This is a genomic window from Flexibacter flexilis DSM 6793 (genome assembly GCF_900112255.1).
Classification (GTDB): Bacteria; Bacteroidota; Bacteroidia; order Cytophagales; family Flexibacteraceae; genus Flexibacter; species Flexibacter flexilis.
This window is the reverse complement of sequence record NZ_FOLE01000004.1, coordinates 127,863-147,227: the sequence shown is the minus strand read 5'-3', so window position 1 is coordinate 147,227 and position 19,365 is coordinate 127,863. Positions and strand designations below refer to the sequence as shown.

At 43.6% G+C, this 19,365-nt stretch carries 20 protein-coding genes; 6 read left to right on the top strand and 14 right to left on the bottom strand.

Annotation, left to right across the window (positions count from 1 at the left end):
• Window positions 1-22: 22 nt before the first annotated feature.
• On the top strand, window positions 23-520 hold the full coding sequence (locus BM090_RS08335; protein ID WP_091510729.1) for a nuclear transport factor 2 family protein: 498 nt from the start codon (window positions 23-25) through the stop codon (window positions 518-520).
• Between the two features lie 14 nt (window positions 521-534).
• Here BM090_RS08335 and BM090_RS08330 read toward each other — a convergent pair whose 3' ends face one another.
• From BM090_RS08330 to BM090_RS08315, 4 genes are all read right to left on the bottom strand, one after another.
• Window positions 535-930 carry a hypothetical protein gene (locus BM090_RS08330; RefSeq protein ID WP_143083921.1) on the bottom strand — a complete coding sequence of 132 codons (396 nt, stop codon included), beginning with the start codon at window positions 928-930 and terminating at the stop codon, window positions 535-537.
• A 71-nt stretch (window positions 931-1,001) separates the two neighbouring features.
• Window positions 1,002-1,565 carry a Crp/Fnr family transcriptional regulator gene (locus BM090_RS08325; RefSeq protein ID WP_177199879.1) on the bottom strand — a complete coding sequence of 188 codons (564 nt, stop codon included), beginning with the start codon at window positions 1,563-1,565 and terminating at the stop codon, window positions 1,002-1,004.
• 51 nt (window positions 1,566-1,616) lie between these two features.
• Window positions 1,617-2,195, bottom strand: a complete 579-nt coding sequence (locus BM090_RS08320; protein ID WP_091510718.1) for an anthranilate synthase component II — start codon at window positions 2,193-2,195, stop codon at window positions 1,617-1,619.
• Between the two features lie 149 nt (window positions 2,196-2,344).
• On the bottom strand, window positions 2,345-3,088 hold the full coding sequence (locus tag BM090_RS08315; RefSeq protein WP_091510714.1) for an energy transducer TonB: 744 nt from the start codon (window positions 3,086-3,088) through the stop codon (window positions 2,345-2,347).
• A 280-nt stretch (window positions 3,089-3,368) separates the two neighbouring features.
• On the opposite strand from BM090_RS08315, the gene BM090_RS08310 reads away from it, so the two are divergent.
• Entirely contained in the window at window positions 3,369-4,292 is a 924-nt protein-coding gene (locus tag BM090_RS08310; protein ID WP_091510710.1) for an aspartate carbamoyltransferase catalytic subunit, read from the top strand.
• Between the two features lie 46 nt (window positions 4,293-4,338).
• On the opposite strand, the gene BM090_RS08305 is transcribed toward BM090_RS08310, so the two are convergent.
• The 3 genes from BM090_RS08305 to BM090_RS08295 all read right to left on the bottom strand — a co-directional run bounded on the left by BM090_RS08305 (window position 4,339) and on the right by BM090_RS08295 (window position 5,743).
• Window positions 4,339-4,734: a hypothetical protein gene (locus BM090_RS08305; RefSeq protein WP_091510673.1), complete on the bottom strand. Its 396-nt coding sequence runs from the start codon at window positions 4,732-4,734 to the stop codon at window positions 4,339-4,341.
• A 163-nt stretch (window positions 4,735-4,897) separates the two neighbouring features.
• Window positions 4,898-5,293 (bottom strand): hypothetical protein, encoded by a 396-nt coding sequence (locus BM090_RS08300; RefSeq protein WP_091510664.1) that lies wholly within the window; start codon window positions 5,291-5,293, stop codon window positions 4,898-4,900.
• Window positions 5,294-5,344: 51 nt separating this feature from the next.
• Window positions 5,345-5,743: a hypothetical protein gene (locus tag BM090_RS08295; protein ID WP_091510662.1), complete on the bottom strand. Its 399-nt coding sequence runs from the start codon at window positions 5,741-5,743 to the stop codon at window positions 5,345-5,347.
• Between the two features lie 153 nt (window positions 5,744-5,896).
• Between BM090_RS08295 and aroC the strand changes: the two genes are divergently transcribed.
• Window positions 5,897-6,979 carry a chorismate synthase gene (aroC, locus tag BM090_RS08290; RefSeq protein WP_091511289.1) on the top strand — a complete coding sequence of 361 codons (1,083 nt, stop codon included), beginning with the start codon at window positions 5,897-5,899 and terminating at the stop codon, window positions 6,977-6,979.
• 45 nt (window positions 6,980-7,024) lie between these two features.
• Here aroC and BM090_RS08285 read toward each other — a convergent pair whose 3' ends face one another.
• On the bottom strand, window positions 7,025-9,598 hold the full coding sequence (locus tag BM090_RS08285; protein ID WP_091510659.1) for a calcium-translocating P-type ATPase, PMCA-type: 2,574 nt from the start codon (window positions 9,596-9,598) through the stop codon (window positions 7,025-7,027).
• Between the two features lie 267 nt (window positions 9,599-9,865).
• On the opposite strand from BM090_RS08285, the gene BM090_RS08280 reads away from it, so the two are divergent.
• A complete protein-coding gene (locus BM090_RS08280; RefSeq protein WP_091510656.1) occupies window positions 9,866-11,500 on the top strand; it encodes an acyl-CoA synthetase in 1,635 nt (544 codons plus the stop codon).
• 91 nt (window positions 11,501-11,591) lie between these two features.
• On the opposite strand, the gene BM090_RS08275 is transcribed toward BM090_RS08280, so the two are convergent.
• From BM090_RS08275 to BM090_RS08260, 4 genes are all read right to left on the bottom strand, one after another.
• Entirely contained in the window at window positions 11,592-11,939 is a 348-nt protein-coding gene (locus tag BM090_RS08275; protein ID WP_091510652.1) for a T9SS type A sorting domain-containing protein, read from the bottom strand.
• A 350-nt stretch (window positions 11,940-12,289) separates the two neighbouring features.
• Window positions 12,290-12,955 (bottom strand): DUF6624 domain-containing protein, encoded by a 666-nt coding sequence (locus BM090_RS08270; protein ID WP_143083920.1) that lies wholly within the window; start codon window positions 12,953-12,955, stop codon window positions 12,290-12,292.
• Window positions 12,956-13,024: 69 nt separating this feature from the next.
• The gene (locus BM090_RS08265; RefSeq protein ID WP_091510643.1) at window positions 13,025-13,834 is read right to left on the bottom strand and encodes an AraC family transcriptional regulator; all 810 of its coding nucleotides are present in this window, start codon (window positions 13,832-13,834) and stop codon (window positions 13,025-13,027) included.
• A 74-nt stretch (window positions 13,835-13,908) separates the two neighbouring features.
• The gene (locus BM090_RS08260; RefSeq protein WP_091510642.1) at window positions 13,909-15,012 is read right to left on the bottom strand and encodes an FAD-dependent oxidoreductase; all 1,104 of its coding nucleotides are present in this window, start codon (window positions 15,010-15,012) and stop codon (window positions 13,909-13,911) included.
• Between the two features lie 96 nt (window positions 15,013-15,108).
• On the opposite strand from BM090_RS08260, the gene BM090_RS08255 reads away from it, so the two are divergent.
• The gene (locus BM090_RS08255) at window positions 15,109-16,062 is read left to right on the top strand and encodes a helix-turn-helix transcriptional regulator (protein WP_091510638.1); all 954 of its coding nucleotides are present in this window, start codon (window positions 15,109-15,111) and stop codon (window positions 16,060-16,062) included.
• A gap of 105 nt (window positions 16,063-16,167) precedes the next feature.
• The gene (locus BM090_RS08250) at window positions 16,168-17,223 is read left to right on the top strand and encodes a cadherin repeat domain-containing protein (RefSeq protein WP_091510635.1); all 1,056 of its coding nucleotides are present in this window, start codon (window positions 16,168-16,170) and stop codon (window positions 17,221-17,223) included.
• A gap of 85 nt (window positions 17,224-17,308) precedes the next feature.
• Here the strand turns inward: BM090_RS08250 and BM090_RS08245 are convergent, their stop codons facing one another.
• The gene (locus tag BM090_RS08245; RefSeq protein WP_245756702.1) at window positions 17,309-18,472 is read right to left on the bottom strand and encodes an MFS transporter; all 1,164 of its coding nucleotides are present in this window, start codon (window positions 18,470-18,472) and stop codon (window positions 17,309-17,311) included.
• A gap of 273 nt (window positions 18,473-18,745) precedes the next feature.
• Window positions 18,746-19,327, bottom strand: coding sequence for a 7-carboxy-7-deazaguanine synthase QueE (locus BM090_RS08240; protein WP_091511284.1), 582 nt, complete (start codon window positions 19,325-19,327; stop codon window positions 18,746-18,748).
• Window positions 19,328-19,365: the final 38 nt, after the last annotated feature.

Genomic DNA, 19,365 nt, shown 5'->3' with positions numbered 1-19,365 from the left:
AATCTTAAAATAAAGAATTGGTATGAAAAAAACACTTTTTTTGGTTTTTGCCTTGATGGTCAGTTATGCAAGTTGGGCGCAACCTGCACCAGATAAGGCCTTGCGGAAGACCATACTCACTCAAGATAGTTTGTTATTTAATGTAGGATTCAATACCTGCAATATCGAGCAATTTGACCGTTTGTTGGCCGATGATTTTGAGTTTTATCACGACAAAGACAGTATTTCGGATAGAGCAACATTTTTGTTTAATATAAAAAATGGCTTGTGTGCATCCCCAAAAACCTATCAGTCGCGGCGCGAGCTAATGCCCAAGAGTACCGAAATTTATCCGTTATACAAAAAACAAAAATTGTATGGGGCTATTCAGGTGGGCGTACACAAATTTTATGAAAATATAAATGGCCAAAAAGAACGTTATGCCAGTGTAGCCAAATTTACGCACGTTTGGCTATTGCAAAATGGCGAATGGAAATTAAGTAGGTCTTTGAGTTACGACCATATTCCAAGCGGAAAATAAGGCGTATAATACAATTAAATCCCTAAGTAAATTAGTATGCTGATTCCTAATAATAATATCCATTGAGGAAGTTTTAGGTATGCGTTTGGTATTTTATCAGAAATGATAATACTAATCAAAAATGCAATTCCATAACCTCCAAAATAGAGCGATAAAATTTTTAAAATACTGGTTTTATCGGCGAAAAAATTAGTAAAATTAACAAGCGTAAATGCAATACTGGCCAATAAAAAATCGATAGAAACAAGGTGAAATGCACCTCGTGCCATAATCCAAATTTGTTGCTGGTGTGCATAATTAGCCGTGTTTTTGTGTGGTTTTGCCTTGCGTAAATCGCTATCGCCTGCAAAAGTATGTACTAAAAAAGTAATGATTACAAGGCCATTAGCAATAATTTCGATAGTATTCATAGCATATATTTTTTTGATTGGCGCAAAAGTATATGCCCAGCATTGAAGCATTTTTAACAAATGCTAAAAAATTAAGATTTTGACCGAATACGGCTTAGTGTAACTTGTGTTATACCTAAATACGAGGCAATATGACCCAAAGAAACCCGATTTAATAGAGTGGGGTGTTGTTCTAATAATTTTTCGTAACGTTGCTTGGCGGACTCAAAGTGCATGGCATCGATGCGAGCTTGCAGGCGCAGTACCGTATCGATGGCCAATAGGCGGCCTGCCTTCTCTAAATCGTGATATTGAGTATATAGTTTGTCAAGTTCTTGGCTGTCAATAGAAACAAGTTTGCAATCTTCCAAAATTTCTACAATATGTGGGCTGGGCTTGTGGGCAAAAAATCCAACTATCGAACTAATAAAAGTATGCTCTGTTCCGAACCAGTCTGTTATTTCTTTACCGTCTTTGTAATAAAATATTCTTGCCAAGCCTTTGTCAATAAAATACAGACGGTTACAAACATCTCCTTCGCGAATTAGAATATGATTTTTAGGAAAATACTGCACCTTGAGCTTGGTGCGTACAGCTTCCAAACTTTGTGTGGAAATAGGGGTTACTTGCTTTAAAAAGTGGATAAAATTTTCCATATCACAAAAAAACGCCATTGACTATGTTGGCCAATGGCGTAAATCTTTTATTTAATTTGCAGACAACCAGTTATTTATTATTTGCTTGCCGTGTTCGGTCAAGATAGATTCGGGGTGAAATTGTACGCCGCGTACGTCGTAATGTTTGTGTGCTAAGGCCATGACGCGCCCGTCGGGGTCGGTGGCCGTAATGCGCAACTGGGCGTGCGGGAAATTTTCGGGCGAAACCGTCCAAGAATGATAACGACAAACTTTGAGGCTGTCGGGCAATGTTTTGAACAGTTTTTCGTCGGGTTTTACGCTGATTTGGTGCGCTACGCCATGATACACGTCACTCATGTTTTCCAGCGTGCCGCCGAACGCCTCGCCAATGGCCTGATGACCCAAGCAAACGCCCAAAATACTTTTGTAAGGAGCATATTGCTCAATGATTTGGGGCATAATGCCCGCTTCGGCAGGAATGCCAGGGCCAGGCGAAAGCAAAATTTTGTCGTAAGCGGCCACATCGGGCAGCGTAATTTTATCGTTTCGGACTACGTGCACTTCGTGGCCAGCTTCGCGCAGAAGATACACAAGATTGTAAACAAAAGAGTCGTAGTTGTCTATAACTAAGATTGATTTTTCAGGCATTATGAAAAATAGATTTAAAAGGCATTAAAACAATAAATAATAAAAAAATTAGGCTTTGTTGCTAATATAGTTTTTCTAAATGTATTGTTTTTTGATTAAAAATAAAAAAGACACGCAATTTAATTAGCGTGCCTTTTCGTCCGAAATGATTAGTTTTTGAATGCAAATCGAAATGGAAGCGTATATCTTACGCTTAAAGGTTCTCCTTCTAATAGACCTGGTTGCCATTTGGGCATCATTTTGGTTACTCGAAGTGCTTCTTCGTCAAGCTCTTTAACAACACCTTTTACTACTTCGATGTCGGCAATAGAACCATCTTTTTCTACAACAAATCCAACATAAACAATCCCTTCTACATTGTATTTTTGGGCTTCTTTGGGATAGCGGACATTTATTTGCAAAAACTTCATGAGTGCTTCCAATCCTCCATCAAAGCTGGGGTTTACGATATAGGCTATATAAGGGATTTCTTCGCCATTTTGGTTAAAGCATTTGCCTTGTACGGATTGGCCATTTTTAAAAATATCCTCTCTACGTTTCGTGCCATTTTCCCAAAAGGTATTGACGGTTCCGTCTAATTTTCCTGAGTTGTAATTTTCTTCAGATTTAAGTTTTCCATTACTGTACCATTTTTTATGAACGCCAGAAGGTGTCTGCATTTTATGTCCGTCATCTGTAAAATTAACGTCATAATGATATTCTGATGTATGCTGCCCTGCCGCGGTGTAATAATTGACAGTTTCCTTAGTAGGCTCATTGTGAGTGATTTTGTAGTAAGTGCAATAATCCCAAGATTTAACTTCTTTGTCATCGTCGTCATAGTAAGTAGTGTCAGTTTGGGCGTAGCTGCTGAAAAACAGGCAAGCAAGAGCAATGTTTAATAAATATTTCATGGAAGTAGATAAGTATTATGTTTCGGCAAAGATTGTATAATTTTAGTAAGAATATGTTAAGTTATTGTAAACAATGCAAAGCAGTTGAACGATTTAAGGCTCAAAGGTTTGATACATTCTGCTCAAAAAATCCCCGCAATCACTACTTTTTTTGTTTTCTATGCGCTACCTTTGGCGGCCAAAGTCATAGGTTTAGACTTTGGCGGTTGCCCCGCAACATTGCCTCCATAGTTGTACACGATTTATCGTTTTTTCGAGCTAATTTTATATTTCTCTTCCAATGAAACAACTTAGCGTCAGGCATTTGCTTGGTATCAAGGATTTAACCGAAACCGACATCAGTCTTATTTTGGAGACTGCTGGCCATTTCAAAGAGGTCATTAACCGACCTATCAAAAAAGTACCTTCACTGCGCGATATTACTATTGCCAACATTTTTTTTGAAAACTCAACGCGTACGCGTCTTTCTTTTGAGTTGGCGCAAAAGCGTCTTTCGGCTGATACACTGAACTTTACGGCAGCTTCTAGTTCTGTCAAAAAAGGCGAAACGCTACTGGACACAGTCAATAACATTTTGGCTATGAAAGTAGATATGATTGTGATGCGACACGCCAGCGCGGGCGCACCACATTTTCTGTCCAAACACATTGATGCGCAGATTGTAAATGCAGGCGACGGCACGCACGAACACCCCACACAAGCACTTTTGGACGCGTTCACTATCCAACAAAAGTTGGGCGATTTGGCGGGCAAACGCATAGCCATTATCGGCGATATTTTGCACTCGCGCGTGGCACTTTCCAATATTTTTTGCTTGAAAAAAATGGGGGCGGAAGTCATGGTTTGCGGTCCTGCGACGCTTATTCCGCGCCATATCAGCGAGTTGGGCGTAATCGTGGAGCATTCCGTACAAAAGGCGTTGGCTTGGTGCGATGTGGCCAACGTATTGCGTATTCAGCTCGAACGCCAACAGATTCAGTATTTCCCTTCGTTGCGCGAATACAACTTATATTTTGGCATCAACAAAGCCATGTTGGAGCGGCTGCCCAAGCCCATTACGATTATGCACCCAGGTCCCATCAACAGAGGCGTGGAACTGGACAGCAGCGTAGCCGACTCGTCGCACTCCGTGATTTTGGAGCAAGTCGAAAACGGCGTGGCCGTGCGTATGGCCGTTATGTATTTGCTGGCTAACCGAAATTAGCATAAAAAAAGAGGCGTTAGATATTACTCTAACGCCTCTTTTTTTATTATTCTATCAGCCAAGCAATGGCTCTGTCTTCTCTGTCAAAATCCTTGAAAACAAGTGGCAAGTTTGATTCTTGCAATGTTTTGTAAATGTTTTTGGCCGAAACTTGATTGAAATAATCGCCATCCAGCATACGCGCCTGTTTGAGGGTCTGATGTCGTTTGGCCAGCAACTCTTTTAATGTCGTAATGTAGTTGTTGGCAAACCACTGTTGGTTTTCGTTGGAAATGATTCGGCCATCTTTTACGCTAATAAAAACACGATGACAAGCAGGGTGTTTTTCAAATAATTCAAGGGCTTGTAGCCAGCCGTTTTTGTACAAATCATGTGGTAAAAAGCCATCCATTTCTATACGAATAAAATGGCGGTCGTCGTAGCTAACTTTAAATTGACTCATTTTTTTGATGAAGATTGATAATTGTTGAACCTTAGTGTTTGTTTAGATACGGAATGAAGTATGTGGTAGCAACCGATATTATTGTAATAAAATTCCGTCTTTAATCATTTTTTAATAGAATAAACAAATAAACTTTGGTTGGTTCAATTATTTCTGCATTGTGTTACAGTTGATCGAGCCACTCGATAGCGTTTTCTTCTGCATCAAAGTCTTTCAGGGTAACATTGGGCAGGCGGTCTTGTATTTGTTTGTACAGATTTTGGGTAGAAATCTTATTGAACAAATCGCCATGAATGACACGTGCATATTTGAGTGTTCGGCCATGCATGACGGTTTGTATTTTGGGTAAAAAATCATCTACAAAAACATGCTGATTCTCGGTAGGTATAATTTTTCCGTCGATGACCACAATGAGTAAACGATGGCAAGCAGGGTGTTTTTCAAAGAGTTGCACCACTTGTGCCCAACCTTCGGCGTACATCTCATGCGACAAAAAACCGACGGTTTCGGCTCGAATAAAAAAATGCTCTTGGTCGTAACTGACTTTAAACTGGCTCATAGCGTAGGGTTGAAAGATAAAAGATTTAGTATTTAAACTATTGGTAATCAGTTAGTATTTAGACAGCCATGCCAAAGCTTCTTCTTGAGTTTTGAAGTCCATCAGATGCGCGTTGGAGTGCTGTTGTTGCACTTTTTTATAGACGTTTTGCGTTGATATTTTACTGAAATAATCGCTGTCATTAACAACGCGAGCTTGATACAAATTGCGTCCGCTCATGAGCCTCTCCATTTTCGGGATAAATTTCTCCAAAAACCATTGTTGATTTTCAGCAGAAATAATTTTGCCGTCCGAGACATTCATAAAAATCTTTTGGCAATGGTGCACTTCTAATAATTTCAATACTTTGAGCCAACCTTCTTGGTAAAGATCATGCCCCAAAAAACCAAACGTGTCGGCGCATACCGTGCGCGTCTGTTCATCATAACGAACCTCAAAAGTAGGATTCATATGCAAAATGTAGTTAAATGTACTAAAAATAAACTTCTAAGCAGATAAATTATCCGTTTTTTGGTATTGCATAGAACGGATTATTACAAAAGTATAAAAGTTTGTGAAATTAAGTAGTAATGCTTTTATTTGAAAAAACGAAAAGTAGTAGAAATGGGTAATTCTTACGGTAAAATATTTAAAATCAGTACTTTTGGCGAATCGCATGGCGCGGCTATTGGCGTGGTAATAGATGGTTGTCCTGCGGGCTTGGAAATAGACCTTAACTTTATTCAGTCCGAACTCGACCGCCGCAAACCTGGCCAATCGCGCATCACCACCCAACGCCGCGAAGCCGACGAAGTTGAGATTTTGTCGGGTATTTTTGAAGGAAAAAGCACTGGTACGCCCATCGCCTTGCTGATTCGCAACGCCGACGCACGCAGCAAAGATTACGGACACATCGCCGACGTGTTCCGCCCTTCGCACGCCGACTATACTTATACCGCCAAATACGGCCACCGCGACTACAGAGGCGGCGGGCGCAGTTCGGCGCGTGAAACTGCCGCACGTGTGGCCGCAGGCGCAGTGGCAAAACTTTTGCTCAAAGCCGTTGGCAATATTCAAATTAATGCGTATGTGTCGCAAGTCGGTGATTTGCAGCTAACTACGCCATATCAGCAATTAGATTTTTCGCAAATAGAATCCAATATTGTTCGTTGTCCTGACCCGCAAATGGCCGAAGCCATGATACAACTCATCGACTCGGTGCGCCTCGATCGCGACACTATCGGCGGCGTGGTTTCGTGTGTGATTAGCGGTACGCCTGTGGGTTTGGGCGAACCTGTTTTTGACCGACTTCATGCCGAACTGGGCAAAGCCATGCTTTCTATCAATGCCGTGAAAGGTTTTGAGTACGGCAGTGGTTTTGAGGGGGCAAAATGGCGCGGTTCGCAGCACAACGACGGTTTTTATACCGACAAGGCGGGCGCAGTGCGCACCCAAACCAATTTTTCGGGCGGCATACAAGGCGGCATTTCCAACGGCGAAGACATTTATTTCAAAGTGGCCTTTAAGCCTGTGGCAACGCTCATGCAAGACCAAACCTCTATCAATGCCGACGGCCAAGCTGTAACCGTAAGCGGCAAAGGTCGGCACGACCCGTGTGTATTGCCGCGTGCCGTGCCGATTGTGGAAGCGATGGCCGCACTCGTGTTAGCCGATTTTTACTTGCGCCGCCGCGCCGATAAACTGTAATTGTCTGTTTTTATGGTAGATACGCACAGCTGTGCGTATCTACGTTCATTGTTTCTGTGGTTTAATAAATTTGGTAAATTCTACGGCATGAAATATAACCGCCGCCGCTGCAAAGCAAATCAACAATTCGTTGAGCGTCAGGGCAGAGGTTTTGAACACGTCGTTAAGAAACGGAATGTAAATGATGGTCAACTGTAAAACCACCGTCAGCAGTACGGAGGCAAGCAGCGGAATATTACCAAAAATGCCTTGTTTGTACAAAAATGTATGTTCGCTGCGCACGGCCAACGCACATCCCAACTGGCTCAAAGACAGCACCGTAAAAACCATTGTTTGCCAATGGCTGCCCGCCACCTGAATACTCCAAGCCTGTGTACCAAGTGTTACGCCTGCCATAAAAAGCCCAACCCAAAGAATATGATAGCCCAGTCCTTGCGCAAAAAGTCCTTCGTTGGCGGGGCGTGGGGCGCGGTGCATTACGTTGGTTTCGGCGTGTTCGCTGGCTAAGGCAAGACCTGGGAGTCCGTCTGTAACCAAATTTATCCAAAGAATATGAATCGGTAGCAATGGCATAGGCAAACCGATGAGCGGCGCGAGAAAAATTGTCCAGATTTCGGCACTGTTGCAGGTCATCACGTACTTTACGAACTTGCGAATATTGTCGTAAATGCGGCGTCCTTCGCGCACGGCTTTCACGATGGTAGCAAAATTATCATCCAACAAAATCACGTGGGCGGCCTCTTTGCTCACGTCCGTGCCATTGATGCCCATGGCTACGCCGATGTTGGCGGCTTTCAGAGAAGGCGCATCGTTTACGCCGTCGCCCGTCATGGCTACAAAATGGCCTTTTCCTTGCAACGTTTTGACTATCTGCAATTTTTGTTCGGGCGAAACACGCGCATAAACGCTTATTTGCGTTACTTTTTTATCAAATTCACTAGCCGAAAGCTGGGCTAATTGCTGGCCTGTAAGCAACAAATCATTTTCTTCAAAAATACCAATTTGCGAAGCAATCGCGGCGGCAGTGGCGGGGTGGTCGCCTGTAATCATCACGGTTTTGATGCCCGCACGTTTACATTCAGCAATTGCTTGTTTCACTTCCTCGCGCGGCGGGTCTATAATGCCCACGATTCCCGCCAAAACAAATTCATTTTCAATGGATTGTATGCTTGTCTGTTCGGGTAAATCTTTGATTTTTTTATAACTAAAAGCCAATACGCGAAGCCCTTGTTTTGCCCATTGGTCAGCGGCTTGTAGTAGGTTTTGGGCTTGCGTGGTATCGCTTAACGTGCTTGCTATGGCTTCGGCTGCACCTTTGCAAAGTACAATATATCCGTGCTCGGTGCGGTGTATGGTGCTCATGCGTTTGCGGTCAGAGTCAAAGGGCAGTTCGGCGATGCGTTCGTATTGCGTGTGCAAATGCTGGTATTGCTCAAAACCCAGTGTATGAATGGCATTTTCCACGATGGCCACTTCCGTAGAATCGCCATTCAGGTTTTTGGGCGCATTAACGGCTACATCGTGGCTCAGGCTCATGGCCAGCAGTAGGGGAGAAGTTGCAAGGTTATTGTCTTGATTATCAAAAGATAAAGACTCTACAACGGTCATTTTGTTTTGGGTAAGCGTGCCCGTTTTGTCGGTGCAAATGTACGAGACCGAGCCGAGCGTTTCGACGGCTGGCAACTTGCGCACTAAAGCGTTTTTGCGTGCCATGCGGTTTGCGCCTTGCGCCAAAGCTATCGTCATCAGCGCGGGCAAGGCTTCGGGAATGGCGGCCACGGCAAGGCTAATAGAAATCATAAAAGTTCGGAGCAGGTCTTCGCCGCGCAACCAACCCGCCATAAAAATAATAGCGCAAATGGCTAAAATAATGTAAGTGAGGTTTTTACTAAAAACACTCATCCGTTTTTTGAGCGGCGTTTCGGCCTCGTCTTGGTCTAAGAGTCGGGCGATGTGGCCGAGTTCGGTTTGCATACCCGTAGCCACCACCACGCCAAGCGCACGGCCATTGGTGACGAGTGTGCCTTTGTAGGCCATGTTGAGGCGGTCGCCGAGCGGCAAATCGTTGGCCGTGAGCGTTTGGGCATTTTTATCAACTGGCAAAGACTCGCCAGTGAGTGCCGACTCGTCTATGCGCAGGCTGTGGGCTTCGACGAGGCGCAAGTCGGCGGCTACGGCGTTGCCTGCTTCGAGCTGCACAATGTCGCCGCGTACCAAATCTTGCGAATCAATGTTTTGTATTTTTCCATCGCGGATTACTTTGGCAGTGGTGATACTCAGTTGTTTGAGTGCGTCAATGGCTTTTTCGGCACGATATTCTTGCACAAAACCAATAACCGAATTGAGCAAGACGATTATCAGAATAATAATAGTGTCGGTGATTTCGCCCATTAGCCCCGAAACGATGGCCGCGACCATGAGAATAATAATCATAAAATCGCCGAATTGCCCCAAAAACATCAACCAAGCGGGTTTATGTGCTTTGCCTTTTAGCTGATTCTTTCCATAGTGCAAAAGTCGGTGCTGGGCTTGTGCTTCGGAAATGCCTTGCGGGGAGCTTTGGACTTGCTCCAAAATTTTTTCGGGAGCTAAATTGTAATAAAACGGTTTGCTACTCATAAGTTTGTATAGGGTTGAAAGATAAAAATAAGTTGATGTAAATAATTAGTAGCCAAACGAATAATGCACAATTTCTGTAATATTTTTTTAGGAAAAACTAATATTTGTCATGTGTGGTGTAATTGTAGTTTTTTGATAGGTATTTTGGGTTTTGCCATAAAAAATATCTGACAATTGTACTGTATTTTGTGTTTTTATCTGCAAATTGTATAGATTGCATTAAAATTAATATATCCCCCTAAAACACAACACCTAAAAATTTATTCTATGAAAACAGCCAAAAAATCCACCATGTACGACCACGATTTGGACATGAACGCGGCCAATTACACACCGCTTTCGCCACTTTCGTACATCAAGCGTACGGCCATGGTTTACCCAAATTATCCAGCAGTAATTTACGGAAATATTCGTCGCACGTGGGGCGAAACCTACAAACGTTGTCTTAAACTGGCTTCGGCTCTGACTAAAATTGGCATTGGGCATGGCGATACGGTTTCGATTATGGCTCCGAACGTACCCGCGATTTTTGAAGCGCATTTTGGCGTGCCAATGACTGGCGCGGTGCTTAATACGCTCAATATCAGACTTGATGCACCGACGCTTGCGTTCATGCTCGAACACGCCGAGGCCAAAGTTTTGATTACAGACAAAGAATTTTCGCACGTCATTAAGGCGGCTTTGGCGGGTTTGGAACATCACCCTATTGTTATTGACATCGACGACGAGGATGCAGAAGGCCAATTGTTGGGCAAAATCACGTATGAGCAGTTTTTGGAAACAGGCGACGAAGATTTCGAGTGGCATTTGCCAGCCAGCGAATGGGACGCGATTACGCTCAACTATACTTCGGGCACTACGGGCAACCCAAAAGGCGTGGTGTATCATCACAGAGGCGCGTATCTGAATGCCTCCAATAATGCTATGACGTGGGGAATGCCGAGCCAATCGGTTTATTTGTGGACGCTGCCCATGTTTCACTGCAACGGTTGGTGTTTTCCTTGGACGATGGCCGCTATTTGTGGCGTGAGTGTGTTTTCTCGCAAAGTAAGTGCTGCTGCTATTTTGGGAGCTATCCGCGACCATGGTGTTACGCATTTCTGCGGTGCGCCGATTGTGTTGGGTATGATTATTAATGCCAAACCCGAAGAACGAATCACGTTGCCGCATCCCGTGCATGCCATGACGGCGGGTGCGCCGCCGCCTGCGTCGGTAATTGAAGCCATCGAAAAACTCAATTTTAAAGTAACGCACGTGTACGGCCTAACGGAAACGTACGGCCCTGCGGTGGTGTGTGCTTGGAAGGAAGAATGGGACGAGTTGCCAATCGAGCAACGCGCCGAACTCAAAGCACGTCAAGGGGTTAAGTATTTGTTCTTGGAAGATTTGATGGTGGCCGACCCCGATACTTTAGAGCCTGTGGCCGCCGATGGCAAGACGATGGGCGAAGTATTTTTCAGGGGAAATATCGTGATGAAAGGCTACGCCAAAAATGCCTTGGCTACGGAAGAGTCCTTTGAAGGCGGTTGGTTCCATAGCGGCGATTTGGCGGTAGTGTATCCAGATGGTTACATTCAAATCAAAGACCGCTCTAAAGACATTATTATTTCGGGTGGGGAAAATATCTCGACGATTGAAGTGGAAGGCGTATTGTTCCGCCATGAGGCCGTAGAGGAAGCCGCCGTAGTGGCGCGTCCTGACGAAAAATGGGGCGAAACGGTTTGCGCTTTCGTGAAGCTGCGCGAAGGCCACACGGCCACCGAAGCCGAAATTATTGCTTTCTGCAAAGGGGCGTTGGCGGGTTTCAAAGTGCCGCGCACGGTGGTGTTTCAGGAGTTGCCCAAAACTGCCACAGGCAAAATTCAGAAATATGTGTTGCGCAAAGTAGCGGAAGCGTTATAGTGATACCGAAATAATCCAAAAAAGAGCGGGGATTTCCAAATCTTGGAAATCCCCGCTCTTTTTTAGTTTTGTCAAGTAAAATCTTATGCCATTATCTTGTCTTTACGATTTTACGAGTATCCAATACCTTGTTGTCGGCGTAGAGGCTGCACAAATACACGCCTGCTTGCACGTGCGAAAGGTCAATGGTGTGGTGCATCTCGTTGGGTTCGAGTGCGATTTTGACTACTTCTTTGCCGATAAGGTCATATACTTTCAGTTCAGTTGGCATTTTTCCCGCTACCGCCGTGATGTTGATGCGTGTAGATTCTGTGCAAGGATTTGGGAAAATGCTGCTAATAGTGGTTTTGTCGGCACCTGTCAGGGCTTTAGCGGCGTGGGCTTTTGGTAAGCCTAAGGCCATCGACAACATAAATACAATTACGAAAAGATTTTTCATAGCTATGCGATTTAATAAATTTTTGAAAACAATATCTTTTAGTGTGGTTTGGAAATATTACTATCAAATTTCAGGCCGAAAATTACGATAATCAATTTTAACTAAAAAGTTAAAAAATGTTAATGGGCCATTTTGCGCGATGAAACGACTTTTTTTCTGGTTAAAGCAATAATAAACTTGTTGGCCTGACGTTATGACGTACTTTTGACAACAAGGTTTATTCCATGTTGTCAAAGATATTGAATTAAGGAAGATTTTTTGTTATTCTGTTGTTAAAATGCACTTAAAATAACAGTATTGGTTTTACGATTTGGTCAGATTATTTACATTGTAATGTAAAGATTGCAATGTTATGGATACAAGTCAGGCGTTAAAATACCTTTCTTTTCATAGTGCGACTTATTCATTTCATAGTGAAGTATCGTCATTTGGTTTAAATACTCTCTTATAGGCAACAATCCGTAATCGGCTCGGCGTTTGTGGAGATGGAGTATATCTGAAATTCCAAATTTGGGGATGGCACGCCCCGTTGTTTGTACAAGATAATCCACTTGTGTACCAAACAACTGTTTTTGCCCCGCATTAACTTTTACCCTATCGTACAGAAATGCGTAATTTTCGGCGTTTGCATTGCCTTTTTTCACTTCTTTGCGCATGGATTTTAAAACTTGTCGCTGAAAGGCTGGAAACTTGTCGCAGTGTTGTACCATTAACCAAAAGCATTTAGCCCCATCTTGCCCCACTTCGTTGTAACCCAAAAATCCGTACTGACGAACATAAGAGGCTAGTTGTTTTTGATGTGCCGCATATACGCTGTCTTTGTAGCGTGTCCATTGCTCCTCTGTATAATTTTTGTATGGTTCGGGCAACAATAACGGGTGACTTGCTGCAATTTGGTCTATTTGCGCCATTCGTTCCAGCTCTTGCCGCAATACGGTTTGTGTTGGTTCCGCTATTTTTCTTCCATTTATGCAACTGGTTGCCAATACAAATACAATTCCTATGAATACTCTCATGTGTGCCAACATTTATTTTGAACAAAAGTAGCCGACGCCATGCGAGGAAAATTGTACAAATGTAAACGCTCAGGCCAAAAGCCAAATATTGCCTTTATCCGTATTCACATTCCTGAAAAAATCTTTGGGTAATATGCCTGTCAGTGCCTTAAAATCTCGGATGAAATGAGATTGGTCGTAGAAATAAAATCCGTGCGATAAATCCGTTAGGTTATGGGCATGACCATAGTTGGCAATAGCCGCCCGAAATCGCAAAATCTTCCTAAATTCGGCGGGCGATTTACCCAGATATTTTCTGAAAAGACGGTTGAGATGCTGTCTGGAACACTGATATTTTTGCGCGATTTCTTCGATTTTCGTATCGCCATCCATGTTAGCAATTAATTGCTGCACTTGTTCCAAATCTGGTCTTGGTTGCCATTTACTAAGCCAATATTGCTCTAATAAATTGATTTGAGTTGGGCGGTCTTGGGTGTCAAAAATCAATTGCATCGTTTGGCCAAAATCAGCAAAAGGGTTAAAGTTGTCAATATTTTCTCGCCCCAACAATCGAACAGAATCAGCCATGAAGTGATTGATTGCTAGCGGTTTGAAGTAAATTGTAATTTCATCTACAGGCTCTTGATATACAATTTCGAGCGGTTGTATATAACGCGTAACAATGCTTGTGTGCAACTGCCCGTCAGCCTCAAAACGAACGAGATACCGATGATGTTGGCGTTGAATGTCTGCATTTCGATTCACCGACAAAATACAATAGTTGTTCGGAAACGTAAAGTATCGCAACGATTTTTGAGGCTGATTTCGAGTAATAAAATAATAGCCTTCTATGTAATGTCGTAAGTCTATATGTTGGGGTGTATAGAAATTGAGCTGCATTTGAAAAATATGAAAGATACAGTCCTTTAACGTTTTCCTCAAAATTACAGATATTGCCTTAGGGAAGCTATGATTTATTGTATAATTTGAATAAAAGAAAAATCAGGCTGCCGTATCTGTATTTCGTTGTGGGCTGAGGCCTCTTGCGCTTGGCTTGCGTACACAAACATTTGTTGTTCGTAGTGAGCGATGGCCGTTTCTATGGTTTCAAACTGGCCATTGCTCAGATTTTCGGTCAAAAGCACTGCATCCATCAGCCCAGTATTCACGCCCTGACCCGCAAAAGGTGGCATCAGATGCGCCGCATCGCCGATAAGCGTCAGAGGAATAGGTCTGTTATTTTTCCAAGCCTGCGCAAGTGGTAACTTTCTGGTCGGTAAAGCCCAAAACGCAGAGGTTGCCCCAAATAGCTCTTGAAATATTGACCCCCAATGCCCTAACTTTTGAGCCAAAAATGCCGAAATATTTTCGGGGTTTTCCCAATGAGCAGGACTTTGGGTTGCCGCAAACATGATACTATAAGTTAGTATGCCATTGTTTTGGGGATTGGCCACCAACGAATAACCATTGTGCGTCGTCATTAGAATTTGGCCAGCGCATTTTTGGTAAAATGTGGGGCAGCGCATTGCAGGCAACACAACCTCTCCTTGTATAATTTGCGTTCCTGTGGCCTCTACCTGCGTGTCGGTGATGTACTTTCGGATGCCAGACATTCCGCCATTTGCTCCAATCACCAAATCGGCGGTTGCGGTGCTTTGGTCGGCAAATTGCAGCAACCATTGGCCGCCGTGCGCCTCTAAGGCCGTCAGGTGCTTATCCCAAATCACAGTGCCTGCGTTGAGGCTTTGCAGTAACAGGGTTCTGAGTTGGTTACGATTGATTTCGGGATTGTCAAATGCTGGATTTTTCTGGGCTAATACATTGCCCTGTTCGTCGGTGATGATGCGCCCCATAGGTTTGGCCAACGCAAAATATTGCGCTAACAGTCCAGCTTGCTGCATGGCGTGTTGGCCTGTGGCGGGGTGCAAGTCGAGTGTTCCGCCCCAAATTCGTGCAGTGTCATTACGGTCTCGTTCGTGGACGCTAACCGCTACACCTTTTTGTTGTAATAGTCTGGCCATCGTGAGCCCCACAGGCCCCGCGCCAATAATGGCAACTTTTTTGTTGTCTAATAACATACGATTGGGATTGTTTTATATTTCTATGCCACAAAATTATTACGCCATTTAAAGATAAAATAACTATATTAGCCTATAAAATAGCTACAAAAGACATTGAAAGAAAAAACAATATCTACGCCGAATATTTTATTGGCATTGGGGCAATGGTTGGGCGCGGAAGTGCACAGAGGGCGTTTGGAAATTCCCGAAAAGTTTGGAAATGGCTATTGTGCGGGTTTTGTACTCAATGAAAACATCCGACTTTTTATTTTTAATTATCATCTGCACCAAGACGTTACCTTAAAAAATGTGGAAGATGGTTTTTCGGCGCATCGGCTGTTATTTAAATTTCAACACATTTTCCCGCACGCCGATTTGCCGCCCAACGCACAACCTTCCGTTCTGATTGCGACCAGTACGTTACAAGCCGACGCGATGATTCCTGTCCATAGCCACACGGCCACCATCAACATCGAAATAGATGCCGCGTATCTGTGCCAACAATTAAGTACTTGGGAGCAGTCGCCCATATTGGCGAGTTTGTTGCGCAACACGCAGCCGCTTTTGTTCGAACAAATGATTTCGCCAACTCTTCAGAAGGTTGTAGCGGAAATATTAAACGAGTCGGTAGATGAAAGTTTAGCACTATTTTTTTTGAAAATAAAAGCCGAAGAGTTGGTTTGTCGGCTGCTCATGGAGTTGCAGAAGCGTGCCGAGCGGCAAGTTTTTGCCCTCAACGTCCACGACGTAGCCAATATTTATAAGGTTAAAAATCAGATACTTGATAATTTGAATACGCCGCCGCTCATCAAAGATTTGGCCGTGTTGGCAAATATGAGTCCGACCAAACTCAAATTACTGTTTAAGCAAATTTTTGGTAATAGTATTTTCTGTTATTATCAGGAATTGAGGATGAAGGAGGCGGCGCGGCTATTAGCCGAACAAAACTTATCGGTTTCGGAAGTGGGTTATCGCTTGGGTTTCACGAATTTGAGCCATTTTAGCCGCGTGTTTGAAGAACATATTGGCACAAAACCAAAAAAATACACCATGACCAACAGAATATAATATCAAGGAAAATTAGATACGTGATATAGTTGTAAAGTAATACGGCAGTATGTAGCTTTACAGCTTAATTTAATAATACATTCAGTTTATTTAAAACAATTAAGCATGAGAAAAAATATTTTACTGCTATTGATGGCCATTTTTTGCTGCGTGACAGTGATGGCGCAAGTTCCGCAAGGAATTAGTTATCAGGCAATTGCTTTTGGGACAAGTGGTGCTCCTGTCGCTAATGGCAACGTTGGCGTTAGGATTTCTATTATTGATAATTCCATTACAGGTACAGCCGTTTATGCCGAAACGCACACCAAAACAACCAATGCACAAGGTTTGTTTAACCTCAATATTGGGCAAGGAACACCTGTAACGGGCACTTTTGCGACTATTAACTGGGTTACCAACAATAAATTTTTGAAAGTAGAAATAGACCCAAGCGGCGGAACGAATTACACGTTGGTGGGGACGAATCAACTCATGAGCGTTCCGTATGCCATGGCCGCCAAAAGTTTGGTAGCGACTGCGGGTGAGGGCGTTACGTTAGTGGCTCCCAACGGAACACCTTATCAACTAACCGTTGATAATAACGGACAACTTTCTTTGCCAACCTCAAATACGAGTAGCGGCGGCACCCCAACAGAGTTGTATTTGTATGGAACATTTAATAACTGGGACGCTACCAATGCACTGCAATTAGCAGGTTCGGGTAGTGGTAATAGTTTTACTGGATACAAATATTTTGCGGCTGGTACGCAAATTAAGTTTTTGGCTGCGCCTAATTCGAGTGTAGTGTATGGTGGAAACAGCAATAGCACCTCTGGTACTTTAGTTCAAAATGGCTCTGCTATTAAAATAACATCCAGTGGTTTTTATCGCATTTATATGAACTATAATGGAAGCCAGTATCAATATGATATTGCGTCTATTGGAGCAAATTTGACTTACAATAGCTATATTCAGATGCAATATAATGTAGCAGGTAATTATTTTTATATCACATCAAATGCCCCTCAATTTCGATTTGTTATAGATAATACGTACTATGGCGACAATTTGGCTGATGGTACAGCCGAGGTAGATGGGGCAGCTATTGTCTCTAATGGTACTTATACCTACAAATTTTATTTGAATGTAGATGGCTCGGCTACCTACACCAAAACACCATAATTTCAGGCAATTGAGGTGTATCCCAAACAAAAAAGTGCGCGTGATTTATCTCCGAATCATGCGCACTTTTTTGTTTTTGTTAATCTTATAAATTAGGCTTTACGTCGCGATATTTGAACAAATAACGGGCACTAATCAGCAAGCCGCCTAACGTCATGGCCACGCCCACCAACGACGGATAATTGTAGGGCAAACCATACAACAACGGAATCCCGCCCAGATACGCACCTGCCGAGTTGGCAATATTGAAGGCTGCTTGCATAAAAGCGGCGGCCATCATTTCGGCATTGGGCGCGGCTTTCATCATCATCATGTTGATAGGCGAACCTACCGACATGGACAAAGCCCCGCACACAAACGTAAGCACCAACGAAACCGTAGGGTTCGACGAAAAGAAAAACACACCGACTAAGGCCGCCATCATGCAGAAAAGCAGTAGGGTAGTGGTTTGGGCTGCGCCTAACTTGTCGGTGAGGTAGCCGCCCAGCAAATTGCCGACCACCATTCCCGCACCCGCCAATATCATGACATACGCCATGGTAGTTTCCTCAAAACCAGATACATGTGTCATTAGTGGCGTAATGTAGCTCAACCACGTAAACAAGCCACCGAAGCCAATGGCCGTGATAAGCAACACGTACCAACTTTCGCGGCTTCGGATAAAATGCAGTTCCTCTTTGTAATGTTTGTTGCTACTGCCTTCCACCACAGGCAACCAGCGATACAAGGCCAGCAACGTAGCCAAGCCAATAAAGGTAACAACCACAAAATACCAACGCCAGCTATACACGTGCCCGATGTACGTAACCAAAGGCACCATTGCCAAATTAGCGACCGTCAGCCCCGAAAACATCAGGGCGATGTACATGGCTTCTTTGCCTTTGCTGGCTAATCGGGAAGCAACCACCGTCCCGACTCCAAAAAATGCACCATGTGGCAAGCCCGACATAAAACGAATCAGGAGCATAAGGCCGTAATTTGGTGCAATGGCCGAAAGTCCGTTGAAAATCGTAAACAGCACCATCAGGCCAATTAATACTTTTTTGGGCGGAAATTTGACCGAATAGCCAATAAGCAACGGTGCACCAATCACCACGCCCAGCGCGTAAGCCGAAATAAAATGCCCAGCTTCTGGAATACTGATTTGTAGCGTTTTGGCGATGTCGGGCAGTAATCCCATAATCGCAAATTCCGTTGTGCCAATGCCCAAACCGCCAATTGCCAACGGCAAAATTCTTTTGTCAATCATTATTTGTTTCTGAGTTTATTGTGTGTTTTTAAATAAAAAAACACCTTCTTAAAAAGCCAAGAAGGTTATAGTGTTGTTTGGGTTGTGGAATGTTTTTGCTGGTTAAACAAAAAAGTTAGAAACCACCAAAAGTATATAAGTTATTTTTGGGGTAGAAAGTTCTTCAATGTTATGAGATTTTGTAACGATATTATCACTACAATTTTTGCCTAAAAACAAAAAGCACAACACGCTGTGGATTTGGTGTTGTGCTTTTGTATTCCTTCCGAAATATTAGGGAACGTTAATGTATTTGTGCATTTGCAAAGACATTCGCCATTGCGGATGCTGCTTGATATAGGAAATCATCAGCGGCAACATGAGTTCGGTTCTGTCCCATTCGGGTTGCAAAAGCAGCGTACAATCTTTGCCAACTTGCTGCGAATAAGATTCTGCCCACTCAAAATCAAACTTGTTGTAGATGACTACTTTCAGTTCGTCGGCGGCTTGGCACACTTCAGCCAAAGGCTTTTTGAATTTTTTGGGAGAAAGGCAAACCCAATCCCAATGCCCTGTAAGCGGATACGCGCCCGACGTTTCCAGATGCGTGCGGAAACCTTGCAAATGTAGAGCTTCGCAAAGCGCGTCCAGATTGTGCATAAGCGGCTCGCCGCCCGTAATGACGGCCACGCGACTTGGGTATTTGCTGGCTTGTTCCACTATCTCTTCGATGCTTTGTTGCGGGTGCGCTTCCGCGTCCCACGACTCTTTCACATCGCACCAATGACAGCCCACATCACAACCGCCTAAGCGGATAAAATAGGCTGCTGTGCCCTGATAGCGGCCTTCGCCTTGTATGGTATAGAACGCCTCCATGACGGGCAGCGTTTGGAAATCTTGGGTTTCGATAGCCT